The organism is Sphingobacteriaceae bacterium GW460-11-11-14-LB5 (assembly GCA_002151545.1).
Lineage (GTDB): Bacteria > Bacteroidota > Bacteroidia > Sphingobacteriales > Sphingobacteriaceae > Pedobacter.
Genome location: CP021237.1, coordinates 3,721,085 through 3,740,596, shown reverse-complemented (window position 1 = coordinate 3,740,596; position 19,512 = coordinate 3,721,085). Strand labels below are relative to the sequence as shown.

Here is a 19,512-nt window from a genome sequence, read left to right as displayed (position 1 = left end):
TAATTTTTTATACGGGGACAATCCGAAAATGTTACTGTTAATTAGGGATCTAAACCCTACACCTTTCAACCTTCAACACTAACCTTACTTTAGGCTATCTAGATATTTTTTTATTTCGTCAATCTCATCTGCACTTGCACTGTGGTTACCCAAAGCCTGCATCACCAATCTCGCTGCCGATCCGTTAAATACGTTATCGATCATTTTATTTACCAATTGTTTTTCAGTTTTATCCTGACTTACAAGTGCTTTATATATATGCGTTTTTTGATTGGTATCTCTTTCTACCATTCCTTTTTCGTGTAGAATCTGCATCAGTTTTAAAGTTGTGGTATACCCGGAGTCTTTTTTATTTAATGCCTCATGAACTTCTCTTACCGTTGCATTCCCCTTTTGCCAAAGCACCTGGAGGATTTCCATTTCACCTTCTGTTGGTTTGATGTTATGATTAGTCATATGTTACAAGTTGTACGAATTATTTCGTATTCAAATGTACGAAGATATTCGTAAGATCAAAATATTTTAACAAATTTTTAACTTTTGGCTTAACTGATTGAACTGCTTAACCGGTTAACTGTGCTATAAGACGCATGAGCAGGTAGAATGTTGCATCTGCGAAGAAGGTTAATTTTTAAAACGTATTAATCGATTAACTGCGATACAGGATGCAGGGTAAGGGAAAATGTGGCATGCCTATGAAGGTTAATTGTTAAAACTGGTTAATCGGTTAACTGCAATATAGGATGGAGGGTAAGGGGAAATGTTGCATGACTAGGCTTTGGAAAGGAAAACCCCAGCTATGAAAAACTGATTTACGTTATTAAACCTGATTGATGTGGATACCAGCCCGTGTGTAAGGCCTGCAGGCGCCCGCCTGAACCATCGGGCAGGTATGAACAAAAGCAGGACTGGCTTTAATTGAAATGCTGAGACTGCTTTTCAGAAAAATTAATTTATTCCATTAAACAACAAAATAAGAGAAACTTATTAATTGCTTGACTGATTGGCATGATATACAATTAACGGATCAAAACCATTAACCAGTTAACCCAAAAAACTAATTTTTCTTCAGCCCCTCGTACTTGCCAATATTCGCCGGATCGATTTCTGCCAACATATTGTAAGCTTTCATGCGTTCCTGACCGTTTAGTTTAGAAAGTACATTGGTTACTTCTTCGGCCTTAGATGCAAAGTAAACATTAGGGAAAATTGAACCCAGTTTCTGCTTATCCATTTGCTGGAGGGCAGGCAGGGCAGCAACAATTTGTGTAAGGCCTTTATCATTATCGGTAAGCTGATCCAGGCCACTTAAATGATAGCTGTAGATGAAATTGCGCAGTTCGCTAAAAATAGGGTTCAAAACGTTTTCGTTAAACCAAAAACGATTGCGTAAACCATCAGCTGCTTTCCAGCCGGTATTGCCCGAAGCTTGCGCCAGGTTAATGATGTTCTGTGCTTTTTTATAGTAAGGTGTTCCACCCATTTTGCTGAAGCTATCTTTATCCATTCCGATAATGGTATAAGCATAATAGGTGAGGAGGGCACTGATATTGGAAATGTAATTCTGATCAGAAAAATCGATTGTAGAACCATCGTTAAAGTTAAAATCGAAATTCTTATCGCTCATGTTTAACAAAGTGCTGTTGTAAGAGCTGTTAAAAACCGGGCGACTGCTTTGAATCTGTGCTTCGGCGGTATATCCAGAGCCACCATCCCATGAGTTGATGGTAATGACAAAACTACATTCAATCCGTTCCTGGGGTTTATAACTTTCGTTGCTAAACTTGTTATTGTTTAAAAAATCGCGGATTGTTTTTTGCAAAGCATCTAAAGTGGGCTTACTGATGTTCGAAACCTGGGGAGCCAGCAAAGTTACCCTTGCATTTAACTCCTGCGCCTGCAGTTTCCCGAAACCAAGCAATAACAATATCCAAACAATCTTTTTTATCATTTCGCAATTTTTAAAATGGCTGCACAAATATCTTTAGCCACATCCGTTTTCGATTTCATTTCAAATACAGTGCGTTCTAAAGCTTTGTTAAAAATAGTAATTTTATTGGTATCTGATTTAAAACCGGCACCCTTATCATTTAAAGAATTTAAAACCACCAGATCCAGGTTTTTCTTCTCCAGTTTGCCTTTGGCGTAATTCTCCTCATCATTGGTTTCTAAGGCAAAACCCACCAAAACCTGGTGTGCTTTTTTTGTTGTACCTAAAGATGCAAGTATGTCCGTTGTTTTTTCCAGTTCCAAAACCAGGCCCTTGTCTTGCTTTTTAATTTTTTGAGTGGCAACTTGTTTGGGGCGATAATCAGCTACAGCGGCACACATCACGGTTATATCGGTTTCGGGGAATAGCGATGAACACGCATTGAACATATCCTGGGCACTAATTACATCAATCCTTTTTAAGGTTTGTATAGATTTTTGTGCGGTTGGTCCTGCAACTAATGTAACATCAGCTCCAAGCCTGGCAAGTTCATCAGCAAGGGCAAAACCCATTTTACCGGATGAATGATTGCCTATAAAACGTACCGGATCAATAGCCTCGTAAGTTGGCCCGGCAGTAACCATTACTTTTTTGCCAAATAGCGGCATCGATTTTTTAATGGCATCGTTCAGAAAGGAGACAATTTCTTCCGGTTCGGCCATTCGGCCTTCGCCCCAGAGTCCGCTGGCAAGTTCGCCATTGGCAGGCGCTATAACGGTATTGCCATAGCTAATAATACGCTCGATATTGCCCTGGGTAGTTTCGTGTTTCCACATGTCCAGGTCCATAGCCGGGGCTACATAAACCGGGCACTTGGCCGAAAGATAAACAGCCGTTAATAAATTATCGCAGATACCTGTTGCCAGTTTAGCCAATGTGTTGGCACTGATCGGTGCAATGATCATGAGATCGGCCCATAAGCCCAGCTCAACATGGTTGCTCCATACACCAGTTTCTTCTTCGAAGTACTGGGTATAAACAGGGTTTTTAGAAAGCGTAGCAAGGGTGAGTGGTGTAATGAAATTAGCACCATCAGGGGTAAGAATAACCTTTACGTTTGCACCAGCTTTTACAAGCAGCCGAACCAAAAAAGCCGACTTATATGCTGCGATGCTACCGCAAACGCCAAGGATTATATTTTTATTTTTTAGCATAATGCGCAGAGTACATAAGGCATGGAGCATAGAGCGTAGTGCTAAACGCTTTGCCCTAAACGCTATGCGCTATGCCAGTTACTTTTGTTCTTTAGCAGGATTTCTGTGATAAATTTTCTCGTTCAAAAATTCATCAATAGCAACCAAAACAGGCTTCGGCATGCGCTCGTAGTGCTTGCTGATTTCAATCTGCTCGCGGTTTTCGAAAATTTCTTCTAAATTATCGTTGCTTGAAGCAAATTCTGCCAATTTACCGTGTAACTCCTCTTTAACGTTGTTCGAAATCTGATTTGCTCTTTTAGCAATCACCACTAAAGATTCGTATAAGTTATCTGTAGTTTTATCTAAATCGTGTACGTTTCTGGTTACTGTAGTATTTGGTACAGCAGGTTTGTTAGTATTCATGTATTACTTGTTTTTAATATCCGTTTTATTAATTGTAGCAGAAGTATCTTTTAACTTTCCGGTTCTGATCAGCATCTGCTTGTATTTTTCCTGATCAGCAGCATATAATGCCAATTCTTGTTTTGTAGCCGCAATTCCAGCCTCAACATCTTCCTTAAGTACCTTTGCGTCTTTAGTATATTTACTGTCAGGGTGGTTTTCAGTAAACTCAGTATATAAAGCAAGCGCTTCATTATAACGGTCTTCCTGACGAACAACATAACTGTTTTTAGCGTATAAATACTGCGCTTTAATCATTAAGAAATCCATTTCCTCGGCATATTTAATATCCGGGTAATCTCTTTGCGCATTTTTTAAGGCAATAACTGCCGCTCTGTAATTATCTACATTACTTGGTCCGGTGGTTAAGTACATTTTAGCGTTTTCAAAAGCTTTATCCTCTAGCTTACCCCTTAGCGTGGCAATATATTTACCGGCTGCTGCAGCACGATCGCTGGTAGGATATAAGTTAATGAATAATTGTAATGCATCAATAGCTTTATAAGTATTTTCCTGATCCAAAGAGAAATTTGGAGATTCTAAATAGAAACAATAAGCGGCCATGTAGCGGGCTTCTTCCGCATCTTTACTGGCTGGATAGGTTTCTGCAAAACTTTTAAACTGGTATCTTGCAGTAGTATAATCACTTAATCTATATAAAGTATAAGCATAATAAAAGTTCAATCCTTCGGCTTCAGCACGGCCGCGGTATTTTTGAGAAAGGTCTTCAAAAAGCACCAATGCTTTGCTGTAATCGCGTTTATTGTACAAACGAAGAGCCTCCTGATATTTTTTTGCAACGTCATTACTCGCTCTCAATTTCTCGAAACGACTCTTACAACCCGCAATACCCAAAGCGGCAACAAATACTAAAATAATTAAGTGTTTAACTTTAAACATTCTGCAAAGATAATTAATAATACGATAACATCAATAAAAACAATTGGCCGCTAAGCTATGCAAAGCAATTCAGTACCATATAACAGTTAACAATTTTTAACATATATAACTGTTCGGATTTGTTTGTAGCGTATTATACTATAAATATAGAGGAATAGGAAGTCTATTCAGGCCGGGCTTGTTCTATTCTTACACTATATAGTATAATAGTATATGTTTCATGTTTTTTTAGTAAAGCAGGTTTAGTGCTACTATATAGGTATGTCCCCGCTATCCGCTTTATCCCGACCTTACGTCGGGATGCCCGCGTCAATCCCTTAGGTTTGAGAAAGATTATCAAAGAATTAAATTTGACAAAGGAAACCTTAAAAGCAGAGGTGAACTATGCTGCGATCCAGACTTACGATCTAGAACCTGTAACAGACCTCTGCTTTTTAGTTGAACAAGAACCATATAGAATTTTAGTCTAGCGGACTATTAAGGGATTCAGTTTTATTCAACTTTAGGATTTCCATTTCACTTAACCGTAAAGTTATGAATTATGAACTATTTGTTGGAATAGATATTTCCAAATCAACCATCGATGTTGCTGTTGTTACACAGGCCTGTTTCGACAAGCCCCTTCACCATGTTTTTAAGAACAGCTATGATGGCTTTGGCCTAATGCTGGAATGGCTTTCCATACATGGTATCGCGCCTAAGAAGGTTCTTTTCTGTTGCGAGCATACAGGTATTTATATCTGCCCCATAACCAACTTTATGCATGCAAATGATTTATCTATATGGGTTGAAAACGGGCTGCACATTAAGCGTTCCATTGGACTTAAACGGGGGAAATCTGATAAGGCTGACGCACAGGCAATCGCAAGCTATGCTTTTTCAAATCAGCACAAAGCCCGTCCTTACCTCCTTCCTTCGGCAACAAGCTCAAAACTCAAACACCTGCTGGCACACCGCGAACAGTTGGTAAGACACCAGACCTCTTTTAAATGCACTTGCTCAGAGCTTAAAGGATTTGATAGGGAGAACGCTGGCTATTGCATAGCCGATAGCCAGGAAATGCTTGCCCTTTACGCCGAACGGATAAAAAAGGTAGATATCGAGTTGGCAGCCTTAATAACAGAGGACCAGGAACTAAACGAACAGTTCAGCCTTGTGCAGAGCGTGCATGGGATCGGAAAGCAGACGGCTATGTTTATCCTGATCCATACTGAAGCCTTCGCTGCATTTTCAGACTACAGAAAGTTTGCGAGCTATTGTGGAATAGTCCCATTTCCACATAGCTCGGGGACGAGTATACGAGGGAGAAACCGGGTAAGCAACCTCGCCAATAAAAAACTAAAGGCGTTACTGACCATGTGTGCGCTAAACACGATAAAAAAAGATAACGAATTCAAACGATACTATGATCGAAAAAAAGCTGAGGGAAAAAACGCTATGTGTGTACTGAATGTGATAAAAAATAAGCTACTGAGCAGAGCTTTTGCTGCTGTTAAAAGAGGTACGCCATACCTCCTGGAGCCTGCTGCATAAATCTAAAGTAATGCTTCTCAGAAAAAAAACTTTTTATTTGCATAAACCATAGAATACGGGTTTAGATGGCACTGACTTCCGAAGTTTTGAGTGGCCGGGTGCAGGGAAAACTTCGGAAGTGCTGGGTATGTCGCGCCAATAAACACTTGTTTCCTTAAAAAGTTTTGCCCGTCGCAACATTTTTTCCTGTTGAAAACCATGGAGTTACCTCAGGCCTTTGGTTAATCGGCAGAAAAGCTTTGCAGAAGCATTAATTTTTCCTACTTTTGCATCCCGCTTCGGAGGAAGGGTTTTATTGAAAGGATGGTATTAGAGTGATTGGGTCGGTATTTATTTTAAAATAAATATTGCGGGAGAAGAAAAGATTGCTACCTTCGCAGCCCGGTTCGGAAGGACGGAAAGCTGGTTAACACCGGCATATTGAAATAAGGGGAAGAGGAAAAAAAGAAGACGAAAAAAATAAAATTTATTTTATTTGGAAGTTTAAAAAAGATCCTTACCTTTGCACTCCCAACCAAAAGGAAGGGTAAAAAAATCGGAACGGCGGATGTCGGGAAGGTAACAAAAAAAGATTGAAACGGATTGAAACACAGGTTGGACGAATAAGACCGGCCGGAACTGAAACCGAAGATATATAACTGATCGGCCGCGAGGTTTACCAGATCAACAAGTTCTTAAAAGAGATGTCAATGTAGCGTAGCGAGGTAATGGAGTACCGATCAAAGTACATGATTACGTAGCTTTATTTTAAAGGTGGTGTCTAACAGACAACATAACAAAAAGAAGACTATTTTTAACAATAGTTAAAACTGGTCAGCATCTTACAACACATTTTACAATGGAGAGTTTGATCCTGGCTCAGGATGAACGCTAGCGGCAGGCCTAATACATGCAAGTCGAACGAGATTATCCAGCTTGCTGGATATGAAAGTGGCGCACGGGTGCGTAACGCGTATGCAACCTACCTTTATCTGGGGGATAGCCCGGAGAAATCCGGATTAATACCGCATAAAATCACAGGATGGCATTATCCAATGATCAAACATTTATGGGATGAAGATGGGCATGCGTGTCATTAGCTAGTTGGCGGGGTAACGGCCCACCAAGGCGACGATGACTAGGGGATCTGAGAGGATGGCCCCCCACACTGGTACTGAGACACGGACCAGACTCCTACGGGAGGCAGCAGTAAGGAATATTGGTCAATGGAGGCAACTCTGAACCAGCCATGCCGCGTGCAGGAAGACTGCCCTATGGGTTGTAAACTGCTTTTATCCGGGAATAAACCTATTTACGTGTAAATAGCTGAATGTACCGGAAGAATAAGGATCGGCTAACTCCGTGCCAGCAGCCGCGGTAATACGGAGGATCCAAGCGTTATCCGGATTTATTGGGTTTAAAGGGTGCGTAGGCGGCCTGTTAAGTCAGGGGTGAAAGACGGTAGCTCAACTATCGCAGTGCCCTTGATACTGATGGGCTTGAATGGACTAGAGGTAGGCGGAATGAGACAAGTAGCGGTGAAATGCATAGATATGTCTCAGAACACCGATTGCGAAGGCAGCTTACTATGGTCTTATTGACGCTGAGGCACGAAAGCGTGGGGATCAAACAGGATTAGATACCCTGGTAGTCCACGCCCTAAACGATGAACACTCGCTGTTGGCGATACACAGTCAGCGGCTAAGCGAAAGCGTTAAGTGTTCCACCTGGGGAGTACGCTCGCAAGAGTGAAACTCAAAGGAATTGACGGGGGCCCGCACAAGCGGAGGAGCATGTGGTTTAATTCGATGATACGCGAGGAACCTTACCCGGGCTTGAAAGTTAGTGAATGATCTAGAGATAGATCAGTGAGCAATCACACGAAACTAGGTGCTGCATGGCTGTCGTCAGCTCGTGCCGTGAGGTGTTGGGTTAAGTCCCGCAACGAGCGCAACCCCTATGTTTAGTTGCCAGCATGTAATGATGGGGACTCTAAACAGACTGCCTGTGCAAACAGAGAGGAAGGAGGGGACGACGTCAAGTCATCATGGCCCTTACGTCCGGGGCTACACACGTGCTACAATGGATGGTACAGAGGGCAGCTAGCCGGCAACGGTATGCGAATCTCACAAAGCCATTCACAGTTCGGATTGGGGTCTGCAACTCGACCCCATGAAGTTGGATTCGCTAGTAATCGCGTATCAGCAATGACGCGGTGAATACGTTCCCGGGCCTTGTACACACCGCCCGTCAAGCCATGGAAGTTGGGGGTACCTAAAGTATGTAACCGCAAGGAGCGTCCTAGGGTAAAACCGATAACTGGGGCTAAGTCGTAACAAGGTAGCCGTACCGGAAGGTGCGGCTGGAATACCTCCTTTCTGGAGTAGCACCGCCTACTCGCCACGCAACATGATATTTCTAAATAAGGTAGAAGGTAATAAGGTAGAAGGCTTAAGGCCACCATGCCATACCATATACTTTAAAAAACACAAGAGAAAAAAAGAAACACCCAGAAGACAACGGTGTGCCATAGCTTAAGTGCAAAGCATAACGGAACCTAAAGATGGGGAAAGCCAAAGGAAAGCAGTAGCGGTAAGATACTATATACTGCATACGATAGCCGACCTTAAATCAACAGTCCCGTAGCTCAGCCTGGTTAGAGCACTACACTGATAATGTAGGGGTCTCCAGTTCAAATCTGGACGGGACTACACGTTTACATCCTTTTGGGGGATTAGCTCAGCTGGCTAGAGCGCCTGCCTTGCACGCAGGAGGTCAACGGTTCGACTCCGTTATTCTCCACCATTAAGGTTGAGGGTTAAAAGGTAGAGGGTATAGGGTAAGGCCTATAGCTGAAACAAACCACAACATAGTACAAAGATTACCGGGATCGGTAATATACATTGACATAAAGATTAAGAAGAAACGCCATGGGGCACAGATGTAATAAAAGAAAACATCTGAAACGGTTCGAGACCGCAGTTTTTACTAATAAGGCTGAAACGAGGCTTAGTTAGGGGACAATGAAACCCCCTACCTTTATACCCTCCACCTTCAACCTTAATAAAGTTCTTTGACATATTGGAAGAAGTTAAAAAAGAAGAGCAAACAACAATAGGCGACTGTTGTGTTTGTGCTCACCGGAAGAAGGAGCAATCCAGACAACGGTATGAGACATCATAACAAGAGCAAAAAAGCATACCATACGGCGCAAAAGGCGTATGAGTAGAAGAAAGTAATAAAGAGTACACGGGGGATGCCTTGGCTCTCAGAGGCGATGAAGGACGTGATAAGCTGCGATAAGCTTCGGGTATTTGCAAATAGGAATTGATCCGAAGATTTCCGAATGGGGCAACCCGGCTAGTTGAAGACTAGTCACATATAATGAGCAAACCTGCCGAACTGAAACATCTAAGTAAGCAGAGGAAGAGAAAATAACAATGATTTCCTAAGTAGTGGCGAGCGAAAGGGAAAGAGCCCAAACCTACTTTGTTACGGCAAAGTGGGGGTTGTAGGACTGCGTTGTGGCATTAGCAAACAGAAGTGGAATGGGATGGGAAGCCCAGCGATACACGGTGATAGCCCGGTACACGTATAGAATGCTAGCTTAGCAGTATCCTGAGTACCGCGAGGTCGGAGACGCCTTGTGGGAATCTGCCGGCACCATCCGGTAAGGCTAAATACTCCTGAGAGACCGATAGTGAACCAGTACCGTGAGGGAAAGGTGAAAAGAACCCCGAACAGGGGAGTGAAATAGAACCTGAAACCGTGTACTTACAAGCGGTCGGAGCGTACAAGTTGCGTGACGGCGTGCCTTTTGCATAATGAGCCTACGAGTTACTCCTCTCTGGCAAGGTTAAGTGCTTCAGGCACGGATCCGAAGCGAAAGCGAGTCTGAATAGGGCGTATAGTCAGAGGGGGTAGACGCGAAACCTTGTGATCTACCCATGGACAGGTTGAAGGTGCGGTAACACGTACTGGAGGACCGAACCGATAAACGTTGAAAAGTTTCCGGATGATCTGTGGGTAGGGGTGAAAGGCTAATCAAACTGGGAAATAGCTCGTACTCCCCGAAATGTTTTTAGGAACAGCGTGGATATTAAGTTTCATAGAGGTAGAGCTACTGATTGGGTGCGGGGGAGTCAAATCCTACCAAATCCAGACAAACTCCGAATGCTATGAAATATGATCTGCAGTGAGGCGCGGGGTGCTAAGGTCACGCGCCGAGAGGGAAAGAACCCAGACCATCAGCTAAGGTCCCCAAGTTACAGTTAAGTTGAACTAACGAGGTCCGATTGCACAGACAGCTAGGATGTTGGCTTGGAAGCAGCCATTCATTTAAAGAGTGCGTAACAGCTCACTAGTCGAGCGATCGGGCATGGATAATAAACGGGCATTAAACTGTACACCGAAGCTATGGGATTGAAATATATCGGTAGGGGAGCATTCTAGCGGCAGCGAAGGTACCTGGTAATGGGTGCTGGAGCTTCTAGAAAAGCAAATGTAGGCATAAGTAACGATAAGGCGGGAGAGAAACCCGCCCACCGAAAGGATAAGGTTTCCTGATCAACGCTAATCGGATCAGGGTCAGTCGGGACCTAAGGAGAACCCGAAGGGGAAATTCGATGGACAACTGGTTAATATTCCAGTACTTTTTATAACTGCGATGTGGGGACGGAGTAGTGACACTGCCGCGATCTGACGGAATAGATCGTTAAAGACAGTAGGTATTAGAACGGTAGGCAAATCCGCCGATCTAGCTGAAAGTCGATAGTACCGCAAGCCTTCGGGTGAGTGGATAGCGCAGGTAATCAGACTTCCAAGAAAAACCGCTAAGCTTCAGGTTATAAAAACCCGTACCGCAAACCGACACAGGTATCCGGGAAGAGGATTCTAAGGTGCTCGAGTGAATCATGGCTAAGGAACTCGGCAAAATGGCCCTGTAACTTCGGGAGAAGGGGCGCTGGCAGCAATGTCAGCCGCAGTGAAAAGGCCCAGGCGACTGTTTAACAAAAACACATGGCTTTGCAAAATCGAAAGATGAGGTATAAGGCCTGACACCTGCCCGGTGCTGGAAGGTTAAGAGGGGATGTCATCCGCAAGGAGAAGCATTGAATCGAAGCCCCAGTAAACGGCGGCCGTAACTATAACGGTCCTAAGGTAGCGAAATTCCTTGTCGGGTAAGTTCCGACCTGCACGAATGGTGTAACGATCTGGGCGCTGTCTCAGCCATGAGCTCGGTGAAATTGTGGTCCCGGTGAAGACGCCGGGTACCCGCAACGGGACGGAAAGACCCCATGCACCTTCACTACAATTTAACATTGACATTGGATACAGGATGTGTAGGATAGGTGGGAGGCTTTGAAGCGGCGTCGCTAGGCGTCGTGGAGCCAACGTTGAAATACCACCCTTTCTGTATTCGGTGTCTAATCCCGTACTTACGGGAGACATTGTTTGATGGGTAGTTTGACTGGGGTGGTCGCCTCCAAAAAGGTAACGGAGGCTTTCAAAGGTAAGCTCAGTACGCTTGGTAACCGTACGCGGAGTGCAATAGCATAAGCTTGCTTGACTGTGAGACAGACAAGTCGATCAGGGTCGAAAGACGGATATAGTGATCCGGTGGTTCTGCATGGAAGGGCCATCGCTCAAAGGATAAAAGGTACGCTGGGGATAACAGGCTGATCTCCCCCAAGAGCTCATATCGACGGGGAGGTTTGGCACCTCGATGTCGGCTCGTCACATCCTGGGGCTGGAGAAGGTCCCAAGGGTTCGGCTGTTCGCCGATTAAAGTGGCACGCGAGCTGGGTTCAGAACGTCGCGAGACAGTTCGGTCCCTATCTGTTGTGGGCGTAGGAATTTTGAGTGGGGCTGACCTTAGTACGAGAGGACCGGGTTGGACTAGCCTCTAGTGAATCTGTTGTTCCGCCAGGGGCATTGCAGAGTAGCTACGCTGGGAATAGATAAGCGCTGAAAGCATCTAAGTGCGAAACTAGCCACGAGATGAGAATTCCATATAGGACCGTAGCAGACTACTACGTTGATAGGCTACAGATGTAAAGCTGGCGACAGCACAGTCGAGTAGTACTAATCATCCGAAGCTTTCAAAGCAAACAGACTGTTGTTTGTTCTTCATAATAACTTCTTTCAATCATGTTTAAGGTTTAAGGCGAAAGGCAGATAGGCATAAGGGTTAACCTTATACCCTACAACCCTCCACCTTCTACCTCAATAAAATATTTAGGTGCCTATATCGGTGGTGTCCACCTCTTCCCATTCCGAACAGAGAAGTTAAGCCCACCAGAGCCGATGGTACTGCGGTAACACGTGGGAGAGTAGGTCGGTGCCAAATCTTATAAGAAACCCTTTAACAGCAATGTTGAAGGGTTTTCTTGGTTTATAACCTTTTGTAAAATAAACCTTCTACTTTCAATTACCATTAAGGAGTGAAGAAAGTTAAGGGATTGGATGTTCCTTAATGTCCTAAATGCCTTAATGGTAAAAGGATTGGCAGCAAGTTTTATTCACCATTAAGCAGTTAAGAAAGTTAAGTTTCTGGATGCTGGATGTCCCTTAATGTCCTAAATGCCTTAATGGTAAAAGGATTGGTAGCAAGCTTTATTTCAACCATTAAGGAGTTAAGGTAGTTAAGATTTGTTCCTGCAGATTACGCTGAATGTTTGCCATCTTTATTGACACATCTCCAGTCCAGGTTCAATAGCCCTGATGGCAGCGGAAATCCCTTTTGGGCAGCGGTAGATTGTTTATCATAAGGGTTTTCCAAAAGGATTACAGCGCACAGCAGGACAGGACCCGGCCTACATGGTGCAGAAATTGCGCTCCAAAACCTCGAAATGTATGGGCTATGATTTTAAGTCTCGTCTGCATACTCATAAGTCCAAATAGTTGTTTCTACCATTAAGCAGGTAAGGATTTGGATACCATGTTTCTTAATGTCCTAAATGCCTTAATGATAAAAAGAATTATAACAGGTTTATTTCAACCATTAAGCCGTTAAGGTAATTAAGGGATTGGATGCCCTTAATGTTACGCTCTAAATCGTCAGATATTTAATCATCTGGATGATGCTACCATGTAAGTTAAACTATGCTTTTAACCTTTTAAAGCGCGATGTTGATAATTTAGGCCTCTTTTAAAACTCATTTAATGCTAAATATGTTAATATCACAAGGTTTGCTGTAATATTTGGTTATCTTTGTTGTTAACAATATATAAACAAAAGTAATGAGTTTTTTTGCAGATAAAAGAAGGGAAGTAATGGTGCATATAGAAAAGTATATGCTGGAGATGATGGATACCTATCTAAAACCAATTGATACTAACTGGCAACCGTCTGATTTTCTTCCTGATTCTACTAGCGAAACATTTTATCAAGATATTAGAATTTTAAGGGATAATGCAAAGGATCTTTCTTACGATCTTGTAGCTGTATTAATAGGTGATACGATCACTGAAGAAGCATTACCTACATACGAATCGTGGTTAGCCATGGTGCAGGGACCAAGCATGAAGGAAGATGGCGGCTGGATGAAATGGAACAGACACTGGACTGCTGAAGAAAACCGTCATGGTGATTTATTGAATAAATATTTATACCTGTCGGGCCGTGTAGATATGCGCCAGATGGAAATCTCTACTCAATACCTGATTGCTGATGGTTTCGATATTGGTACCGGTCATGATCCTTACCGCAACTTTATTTACACCTCTTTCCAGGAGATGGCCACTAACATTTCACACAGAAGGGTAGCCTCTTTGGCAAAAAAAGACGGCGATACTTTATTGTCTAGAATGTGTGGGGTAATTGCATCGGATGAAGCCCGACATGCAAAAGCTTATAAAGATTTCATGAACCGTATTTTTGAGGTTGACCCTAATGAAGCGATGTTGGCTTTTGAAGATATGATGCGCCAGAAAATTGTAATGCCAGCGCATTTCTTACGCGAGGTAGGTTTGAAAATAGGTCAAACATTTGGTCACTTTACAGATGCTGCACAACGTTTAGGTGTTTATACCGCGATTGATTATGTTGAGATTATGCAACAGTTGATTGAAGATTGGAAAATTGAGGGGATGCGTGATTTAAATGAAGCTGGTGAAAAAGCCCGGGATTATATTATGGCTCTACCTTCGCGTTTATTACGTGTTGCTGAACGTATGAAAAACCCAACTATAGATTATAAATTTAGCTGGATTGCCGGATAAGAGCAATTGATAGATATATGGAAGCCCCGATGTAAAATCGGGGCTTTTTTTGTTGATTAAATATCTCTATAAGTAAGAGTCGTCACCCTGTACCGAACCTTCGGGATCAGGATCTATCTTGCAAGAAAGATGCTGAAATAAATTCAGCATGACGATCGCATTAAATAGGAGAACTAAAATCTTTAGAATTGAAATATTGAATTATCAATAAACATCTCCCTGTTTCGCAATATTAAATCCGTTCTTTAAAACCTGTTTTTGTGTAGGTAAATCCCAAAGTAAAGGGTTGGTATGATTGAAGTGGATGAAGAAAATTTTATGTTTAATGGCAATATCTTCTTTATCAAATAAGTCTTCTGTTTCGGTTACCAGTGGGTGAGGTACTTCTGAAATAGGTCGATTACCAAGTTCGGCATTGGTATAAAATGTAGCATCGAGCATGGCTACATCCACTTTTTTTACTTCTTCAATAATACTTTTGTCCCATTTGCTCCATTTATCAATATCTGGGATGAAAAGATACTTCTTTACAAGTGTTTCTATCTTAAAACCAGCTGTTTCCGAAAATTCGTCGCGGTGAGGTACGGTAAATGCAGTGATCTTATTTTCTGCTATGGCAAGGGGATTATTTGCCTTCAGTTCGATAAGGTTGATATTTTTTAAGGAAACCAATTGGCTCCATGGGCCGTTTTCTGTTAAAAAAGATTTGAATTTGGGGAGTACATACACATTTAGATTGCGTGTGGCCATTACCTCTCTGCCGAATTCCATGAGGCCTGTGTAATGACCAATGTGAGCATGTGTAAGAAATACGCCTTCTGGTAAATAAGGATAAGTTTCATTCGTTTTTTTTCTAAAATCCTGAAGTTGTGCCTTAATATCAGGTGTCGCTTCAAAAAGCCACCATTTTTTGGTTTTAGGATCTACCAAAGCAAGTGAAACCACATTTCTTCTTAACTTTTCATCTTTCCAGGCCATTTTACAGCAGTTTTTCTGACAACCCATGTGTGGGTAGCCACCATCCTGAGCCACACCTAATACCATAATAAATGATGACTCGGGCATTTTCTGAGCCGGGGCTTGGATCGCAAAGCCAAGTATGAAAATTAATAATAATGCCCTCATCTACATATTTCTTCTATACTGACCGCCAACTTCGTAAAGCGCTTTGCTAATTTGTCCTAACGAACATATTTTACAAACTTCCATGAGCTGCTCGAAAATATTATCGCCTGCTATGGCCGATTTTTGAAGTTGTTTTAAAAGATCTACTGCACGGTCTGCGTTACGATCCTGAAATTTTTGCAATGCCGAAATCTGGTATTGTTTTTCATCTTCTGTAGCGCGGATTACTTCTCCGGGAACAATAGTCGGTGAGCCATTCTTGTTTAAAAAAGTATTCACACCAACAATCGGATATTCGCCTGTGTGTTTAAGTGTTTCGTAATACAAGCTTTCTTCCTGAATTTTTCCACGTTGATACATCGTTTCCATAGCACCTAAAACACCGCCACGATCGTTGATGCGTTTGAATTCGGCAAGCACGGCATCTTCTACCAGATCGGTTAATTCTTCAATAATAAAGGCACCCTGTAATGGGTTTTCGTTTTTGGCAAGGCCCAATTCTCTGTTAATGATCAATTGAATGGCCATCGCTCTTCTAACAGATTCTTCTGTAGGGGTGGTAATGGCCTCATCGTAGGCATTGGTATGTAATGAATTACAGTTATCATATATCGCATAGAGTGCCTGTAAAGTAGTGCGGATATCATTAAAATCGATTTCCTGTGCATGTAAGGAACGGCCAGAAGTTTGGATATGGTATTTAAGCTTCTGTGATCGATCGTTTCCTTTGTATTTATTCTTAATGGCTTTAGCCCATATTCTTCTGGCTACGCGACCAATAACGGCATATTCCGGGTCGATACCGTTAGAGAAGAAGAAAGATAAATTAGGCGCGAAATCATCGATATGCATGCCCCTGCTTAAGTAATATTCAACAAAGGTAAATCCATTGCTCAGGGTAAAGGCCAGCTGCGAAATGGGGTTAGCACCTGCTTCGGCAATATGATAGCCCGAAATGGATACCGAATAGAAGTTCCTTACTTTTTCATCAATAAAGTATTTCTGGATATCGCCCATCATCCTTAAGGCAAACTCGGTAGAGAAGATACAGGTATTCTGTGCCTGGTCTTCTTTTAAAATATCGGCCTGAACAGTTCCTCTAACTGAACTGATGGCTTTGGTCCTGATCTTCGCATAAATATCGGCTGGTAAAACCTGATCGCCGGTAACACCTAAAAGCATCAAACCTAAACCATCGTTTCCTTCGGGTAAAGTACCATTGTATGATGGTCTTGGTATATTTTTCGCCTGATAGATGGCATCAATTTTAGCCTCAACTTCTTTGGTTAAATCATTTTCGATAATGTATTTTTCACATTGCTGATCGATGGCGGCATTCATGAAAAAGCCTAATAACATTGGGGCCGGACCGTTAATGGTCATGGATACAGAGGTTGATGGCGCACATAGATCAAAACCCGAATAGAGTTTTTTAGCATCATCCAAAGTGGCAATACATACACCTGAGTTTCCGATTTTCCCATAAATATCGGGACGAATATGCGGATCTTCTCCATAAAGCGTAACAGAATCAAAAGCGGTCGATAAGCGATGTGCAGGCTGACCCAATGAAACATAGTGAAAACGTTTATTCGTTCTTTCAGGACCACCTTCTCCTGCGAACATCCGTGTAGGATCTTCTCCTTCTCTTTTTAGCGGGAATACACCTGCAGCATAAGGGAATTCGCCCGGAAGATTTTCGGTTAACAGCCACCTTAATATATCACCCCAATCTTCATACCTCGGCAAAGAGACTTTCGGTATATTCAATTTTGAAAGTGATTCGTAAAATAAAGGTTGTTTAATCTCTTTATCGCGGACTTTATAAATGAAAAATTCTTCCTTGTATGCCCTTTTGGTATCAGGCCATTGACGCAATAAACGTTTGCATTCGCCATCTAACTGTTCTTCGAAGAAAGCATAAACCCCCTCTAAATCTCCCCCTGTTGGGGAGACTTTTGATTTGTCAGGTAAATTTGCCTCACTTAACAGATCAATTACACCTTTCAGTTGGTACATTTTGCGGGCAATGGTAGCCTGTTTATCTACCCATTCGTTATACATCTGGCTTGCTTCTGCAATTTCTGCCAAATAGCGGATGCGATCGGGAGGAATGATATAAATCTTCTCTGACTGATCTGAAGTGAGTTCCATTTTGGCCTTAAAATCAGTTCCGGTTTTTACCTTGATCTGCTCCATTAAGGCCACAAACAGGTTATTCATGCCCGGATCGTTAAATTGCGAAGCCATGGTGCCATAAACCGGAATTTCATCATCCTTGGCGTCGAAAATATTATGGTTGCGCTTGTATTGTTTACGTACATCACGCAAGGCATCCAAAGCACCTCTTTTATCAAATTTGTTAATGGCCACCAGATCGGCAAAATCAAGCATATCGATTTTTTCGAGTTGTGTTGCTGCACCAAATTCTGGCGTCATTACATAAAGTGATACATCACAATGCTCGGTAATTTCGGTATCGGATTGGCCAATGCCTGAGGTTTCTACAATAATTAAATCGTAACCTGCCGCTTTGCAGATATCGATGCTTTCCTGTACGTTTTTAGATAGCGCAAGGTTTGCCTGCCGGGTTGCTAAGGAACGCATGTAAACCCTCGGGTTATTGATGGCATTCATCCGGATCCGATCGCCCAATAATGCACCCCCAGTTTTCCTTTTTGAAGGATCGACGGAGATAATGGCTAAGGTTTTATCTTTCACTTCTACCAGAAAACGACGTACCAATTCATCTACCAATGACGATTTTCCTGCCCCACCGGTTCCGGTGATACCTAAAATAGGAGCGGTATTATTTTTAGAAAGTTTCTTTAATTCATCAACAAATTTCTGGGCACCTTCAGGATCATTTTCTGCAACCGTGATGGCTCCCGCAATGGCTTTGATATCTTTTGAAGGAATGGTTTCGAGCTCATTGGTGATGCTGGCTTTGGTAATAAAATCGGTTTGTACCAGCATATCATTGATCATGCCCTGTAAACCCATCTTGCGCCCGTCATCTGGAGAATATATTTTAGAAATTCCGTAGGCCTGGAGTTCTTCAATTTCTGAAGGTAAAATTACACCACCGCCACCTGCAAATATTTTGATGTGGCCTGATCCTCTTTCCTGCAGGAGATCGTACATGTATTTGAAATACTCAATGTGTCCGCCCTGATAAGAAGTCATTGCAATACCCTGAACATCTTCCTGAATGGCACAATTTACCACTTCATCAACTGACCGGTTATGGCCGAGGTGGATCACTTCAGCCCCTGAAGACTGGAGGATACGACGCATGATATTAATGGTTGCATCGTGCCCATCGAAAAGAGAAGCAGCGGTTACAAAACGGATTTTATTTTTAGGCTTATAGATTTCTACTTGTTGCATACTATGGGATTTTAGGGGTCGGTATGCGCTCATTACCGATCCTTGTTTCCAAATATATTTGGTACGCAAATGTACTAAAATAAGCAGCTTAAACAGCGAATACCCTATACCGTTATGGCTTTTGGTTCAGCTATAAATCTCGCCCGAATTGCAGTAAATAACCGTTATTGTCGTAAATGGCAAACTCTCTCATGCCAAATTCGAAATCTTCAAGCGGGTAACAAACTTCGCAGGTATCTTTTAAACTTTCCCAGAGGCTTTCTACTTCGTTTGTTTTGATATAAAGTGAGCCGCTCATAATCGGTTTGGGGATATTGTGGTGCACATTAGGGATACAGAACATGATTTCTATACCATCTTTCTGGAGACTTAACCAGCTCAGGTCATCGAATTTTGCAGCACAGCTGAAATTTAAAATTTCAGTATAGAATTTTAATGTTGCCGGCATATCATGCGACTCAAGCATGGGGGTAAGTTTGGTTGCGGTGTATGTTGCCATGATCTAAAATAAAACAAACAGTTCAATTTTTTTTAACATATAGGATATTTTATGAGGAGTTCATTTCAAGGAATAATTTATTTCGTAAAAGTTGATATGAAGGATATGTATAATTCGTTATTTTTTGTCTACAGCTCTTCCTTGCCTCGCCTCGCCGCCGTCGATGGGCTCCTTCTTTTTAGCGTCAAAAAGAACCAAAAAACGCTGGCTGAAAATTTTTCTTTGGAAGCTAGACGACTCTAGTTTAAATAAATACCGTAAAACAAAAAAAACTA

11 protein-coding genes, 2 tRNA genes and 3 rRNA genes are annotated in these 19,512 nt (G+C 42.3%); 8 read left to right on the top strand and 8 right to left on the bottom strand.

The features are described 5' to 3' along the window. Positions 1–84: 84 nt before the first annotated feature. The 5 genes from CA265_14845 to CA265_14825 form a co-directional block, all read right to left on the bottom strand. Complete coding sequence (locus tag CA265_14845) at positions 85–456, bottom strand: transcriptional regulator (GenBank protein ARS40861.1); 372 nt, start codon at positions 454–456, stop codon at positions 85–87. 601 nt (positions 457–1,057) lie between these two features. After that, positions 1,058–1,951 carry a DUF4835 domain-containing protein gene (locus CA265_14840; protein ARS40860.1) on the bottom strand — a complete coding sequence of 298 codons (894 nt, stop codon included), beginning with the start codon at positions 1,949–1,951 and terminating at the stop codon, positions 1,058–1,060. After that, positions 1,948–3,147: a phosphopantothenoylcysteine decarboxylase gene (locus CA265_14835; GenBank protein ID ARS43004.1), complete on the bottom strand. Its 1,200-nt coding sequence runs from the start codon at positions 3,145–3,147 to the stop codon at positions 1,948–1,950. The genes CA265_14840 and CA265_14835 overlap by 4 nt, the downstream gene beginning before the upstream one ends. A gap of 75 nt (positions 3,148–3,222) precedes the next feature. Further along, positions 3,223–3,549 (bottom strand): RNA polymerase Rpb6, encoded by a 327-nt coding sequence (locus tag CA265_14830; GenBank protein ID ARS40859.1) that lies wholly within the window; start codon positions 3,547–3,549, stop codon positions 3,223–3,225. A gap of 3 nt (positions 3,550–3,552) precedes the next feature. After that, positions 3,553–4,488: an outer membrane protein assembly factor BamD gene (locus CA265_14825; GenBank protein ID ARS40858.1), complete on the bottom strand. Its 936-nt coding sequence runs from the start codon at positions 4,486–4,488 to the stop codon at positions 3,553–3,555. A gap of 534 nt (positions 4,489–5,022) precedes the next feature. On the opposite strand from CA265_14825, the gene CA265_14820 reads away from it, so the two are divergent. The 7 genes from CA265_14820 (at position 5,023) to CA265_14790 (ending at position 14,223) form a co-directional block, all read left to right on the top strand. Continuing rightward, the gene (locus tag CA265_14820) at positions 5,023–6,021 is read left to right on the top strand and encodes a hypothetical protein (GenBank protein ARS40857.1); all 999 of its coding nucleotides are present in this window, start codon (positions 5,023–5,025) and stop codon (positions 6,019–6,021) included. Positions 6,022–6,860: 839 nt separating this feature from the next. After that, positions 6,861–8,381 (top strand): 16S ribosomal RNA (locus tag CA265_14815). A 255-nt stretch (positions 8,382–8,636) separates the two neighbouring features. Next, a tRNA-Ile gene (locus CA265_14810) sits at positions 8,637–8,711 on the top strand. 17 nt (positions 8,712–8,728) lie between these two features. Continuing rightward, positions 8,729–8,805 (top strand) — tRNA-Ala (locus tag CA265_14805). Positions 8,806–9,226: 421 nt separating this feature from the next. Then, positions 9,227–12,106, top strand: a 23S ribosomal RNA gene (locus CA265_14800). Positions 12,107–12,237: 131 nt separating this feature from the next. Further along, positions 12,238–12,349: ribosomal RNA gene (gene rrf, locus CA265_14795) — 5S ribosomal RNA — on the top strand. The 16S, 23S and 5S rRNA genes sit together here with 2 tRNA genes alongside, the layout of an rRNA operon. A gap of 893 nt (positions 12,350–13,242) precedes the next feature. Continuing rightward, entirely contained in the window at positions 13,243–14,223 is a 981-nt protein-coding gene (locus tag CA265_14790; GenBank protein ARS40856.1) for an acyl-ACP desaturase, read from the top strand. A 204-nt stretch (positions 14,224–14,427) separates the two neighbouring features. Here CA265_14790 and CA265_14785 read toward each other — a convergent pair whose 3' ends face one another. The 3 genes from CA265_14785 to CA265_14775 all read right to left on the bottom strand — a co-directional run bounded on the left by CA265_14785 (position 14,428) and on the right by CA265_14775 (position 19,237). Further along, on the bottom strand, positions 14,428–15,348 hold the full coding sequence (locus CA265_14785; GenBank protein ARS40855.1) for a pyrroloquinoline quinone biosynthesis protein PqqB: 921 nt from the start codon (positions 15,346–15,348) through the stop codon (positions 14,428–14,430). Then, positions 15,349–18,738: a methylmalonyl-CoA mutase gene (locus CA265_14780; GenBank protein ARS43003.1), complete on the bottom strand. Its 3,390-nt coding sequence runs from the start codon at positions 18,736–18,738 to the stop codon at positions 15,349–15,351. Positions 18,739–18,868: 130 nt separating this feature from the next. Beyond that, positions 18,869–19,237, bottom strand: a complete 369-nt coding sequence (locus CA265_14775; protein ID ARS40854.1) for a hypothetical protein — start codon at positions 19,235–19,237, stop codon at positions 18,869–18,871. Between the two features lie 51 nt (positions 19,238–19,288). On the opposite strand from CA265_14775, the gene CA265_14770 reads away from it, so the two are divergent. After that, positions 19,289–19,480, top strand: a complete 192-nt coding sequence (locus CA265_14770; protein ARS40853.1) for a hypothetical protein — start codon at positions 19,289–19,291, stop codon at positions 19,478–19,480. Positions 19,481–19,512 lie beyond the last annotated feature (32 nt).

Excerpts from the sequence above, each read along its gene's own strand:
- CA265_14825 (ARS40858.1), bottom strand. The coding sequence starts at position 4,488 with ATGTTTAAAGTTAAACACTTAATTATTTTAGTATTTGTTGCCGCTTTG.
- CA265_14780 (ARS43003.1), bottom strand. The coding sequence starts at position 18,738 with ATGCAACAAGTAGAAATCTATAAGCCTAAAAATAAAATCCGTTTTGTA.
- CA265_14840 (ARS40860.1), bottom strand. The coding sequence starts at position 1,951 with ATGATAAAAAAGATTGTTTGGATATTGTTATTGCTTGGTTTCGGGAAA.
- CA265_14775 (ARS40854.1), bottom strand. The coding sequence starts at position 19,237 with ATGGCAACATACACCGCAACCAAACTTACCCCCATGCTTGAGTCGCAT.
- CA265_14790 (ARS40856.1), top strand. The coding sequence starts at position 13,243 with ATGAGTTTTTTTGCAGATAAAAGAAGGGAAGTAATGGTGCATATAGAA.
- CA265_14830 (ARS40859.1), bottom strand. The coding sequence starts at position 3,549 with ATGAATACTAACAAACCTGCTGTACCAAATACTACAGTAACCAGAAAC.
- CA265_14820 (ARS40857.1), top strand. The coding sequence starts at position 5,023 with ATGAATTATGAACTATTTGTTGGAATAGATATTTCCAAATCAACCATC.
- CA265_14770 (ARS40853.1), top strand. The coding sequence starts at position 19,289 with ATGAGGAGTTCATTTCAAGGAATAATTTATTTCGTAAAAGTTGATATG.
- CA265_14785 (ARS40855.1), bottom strand. The coding sequence starts at position 15,348 with ATGAGGGCATTATTATTAATTTTCATACTTGGCTTTGCGATCCAAGCC.
- CA265_14845 (ARS40861.1), bottom strand. The coding sequence starts at position 456 with ATGACTAATCATAACATCAAACCAACAGAAGGTGAAATGGAAATCCTC.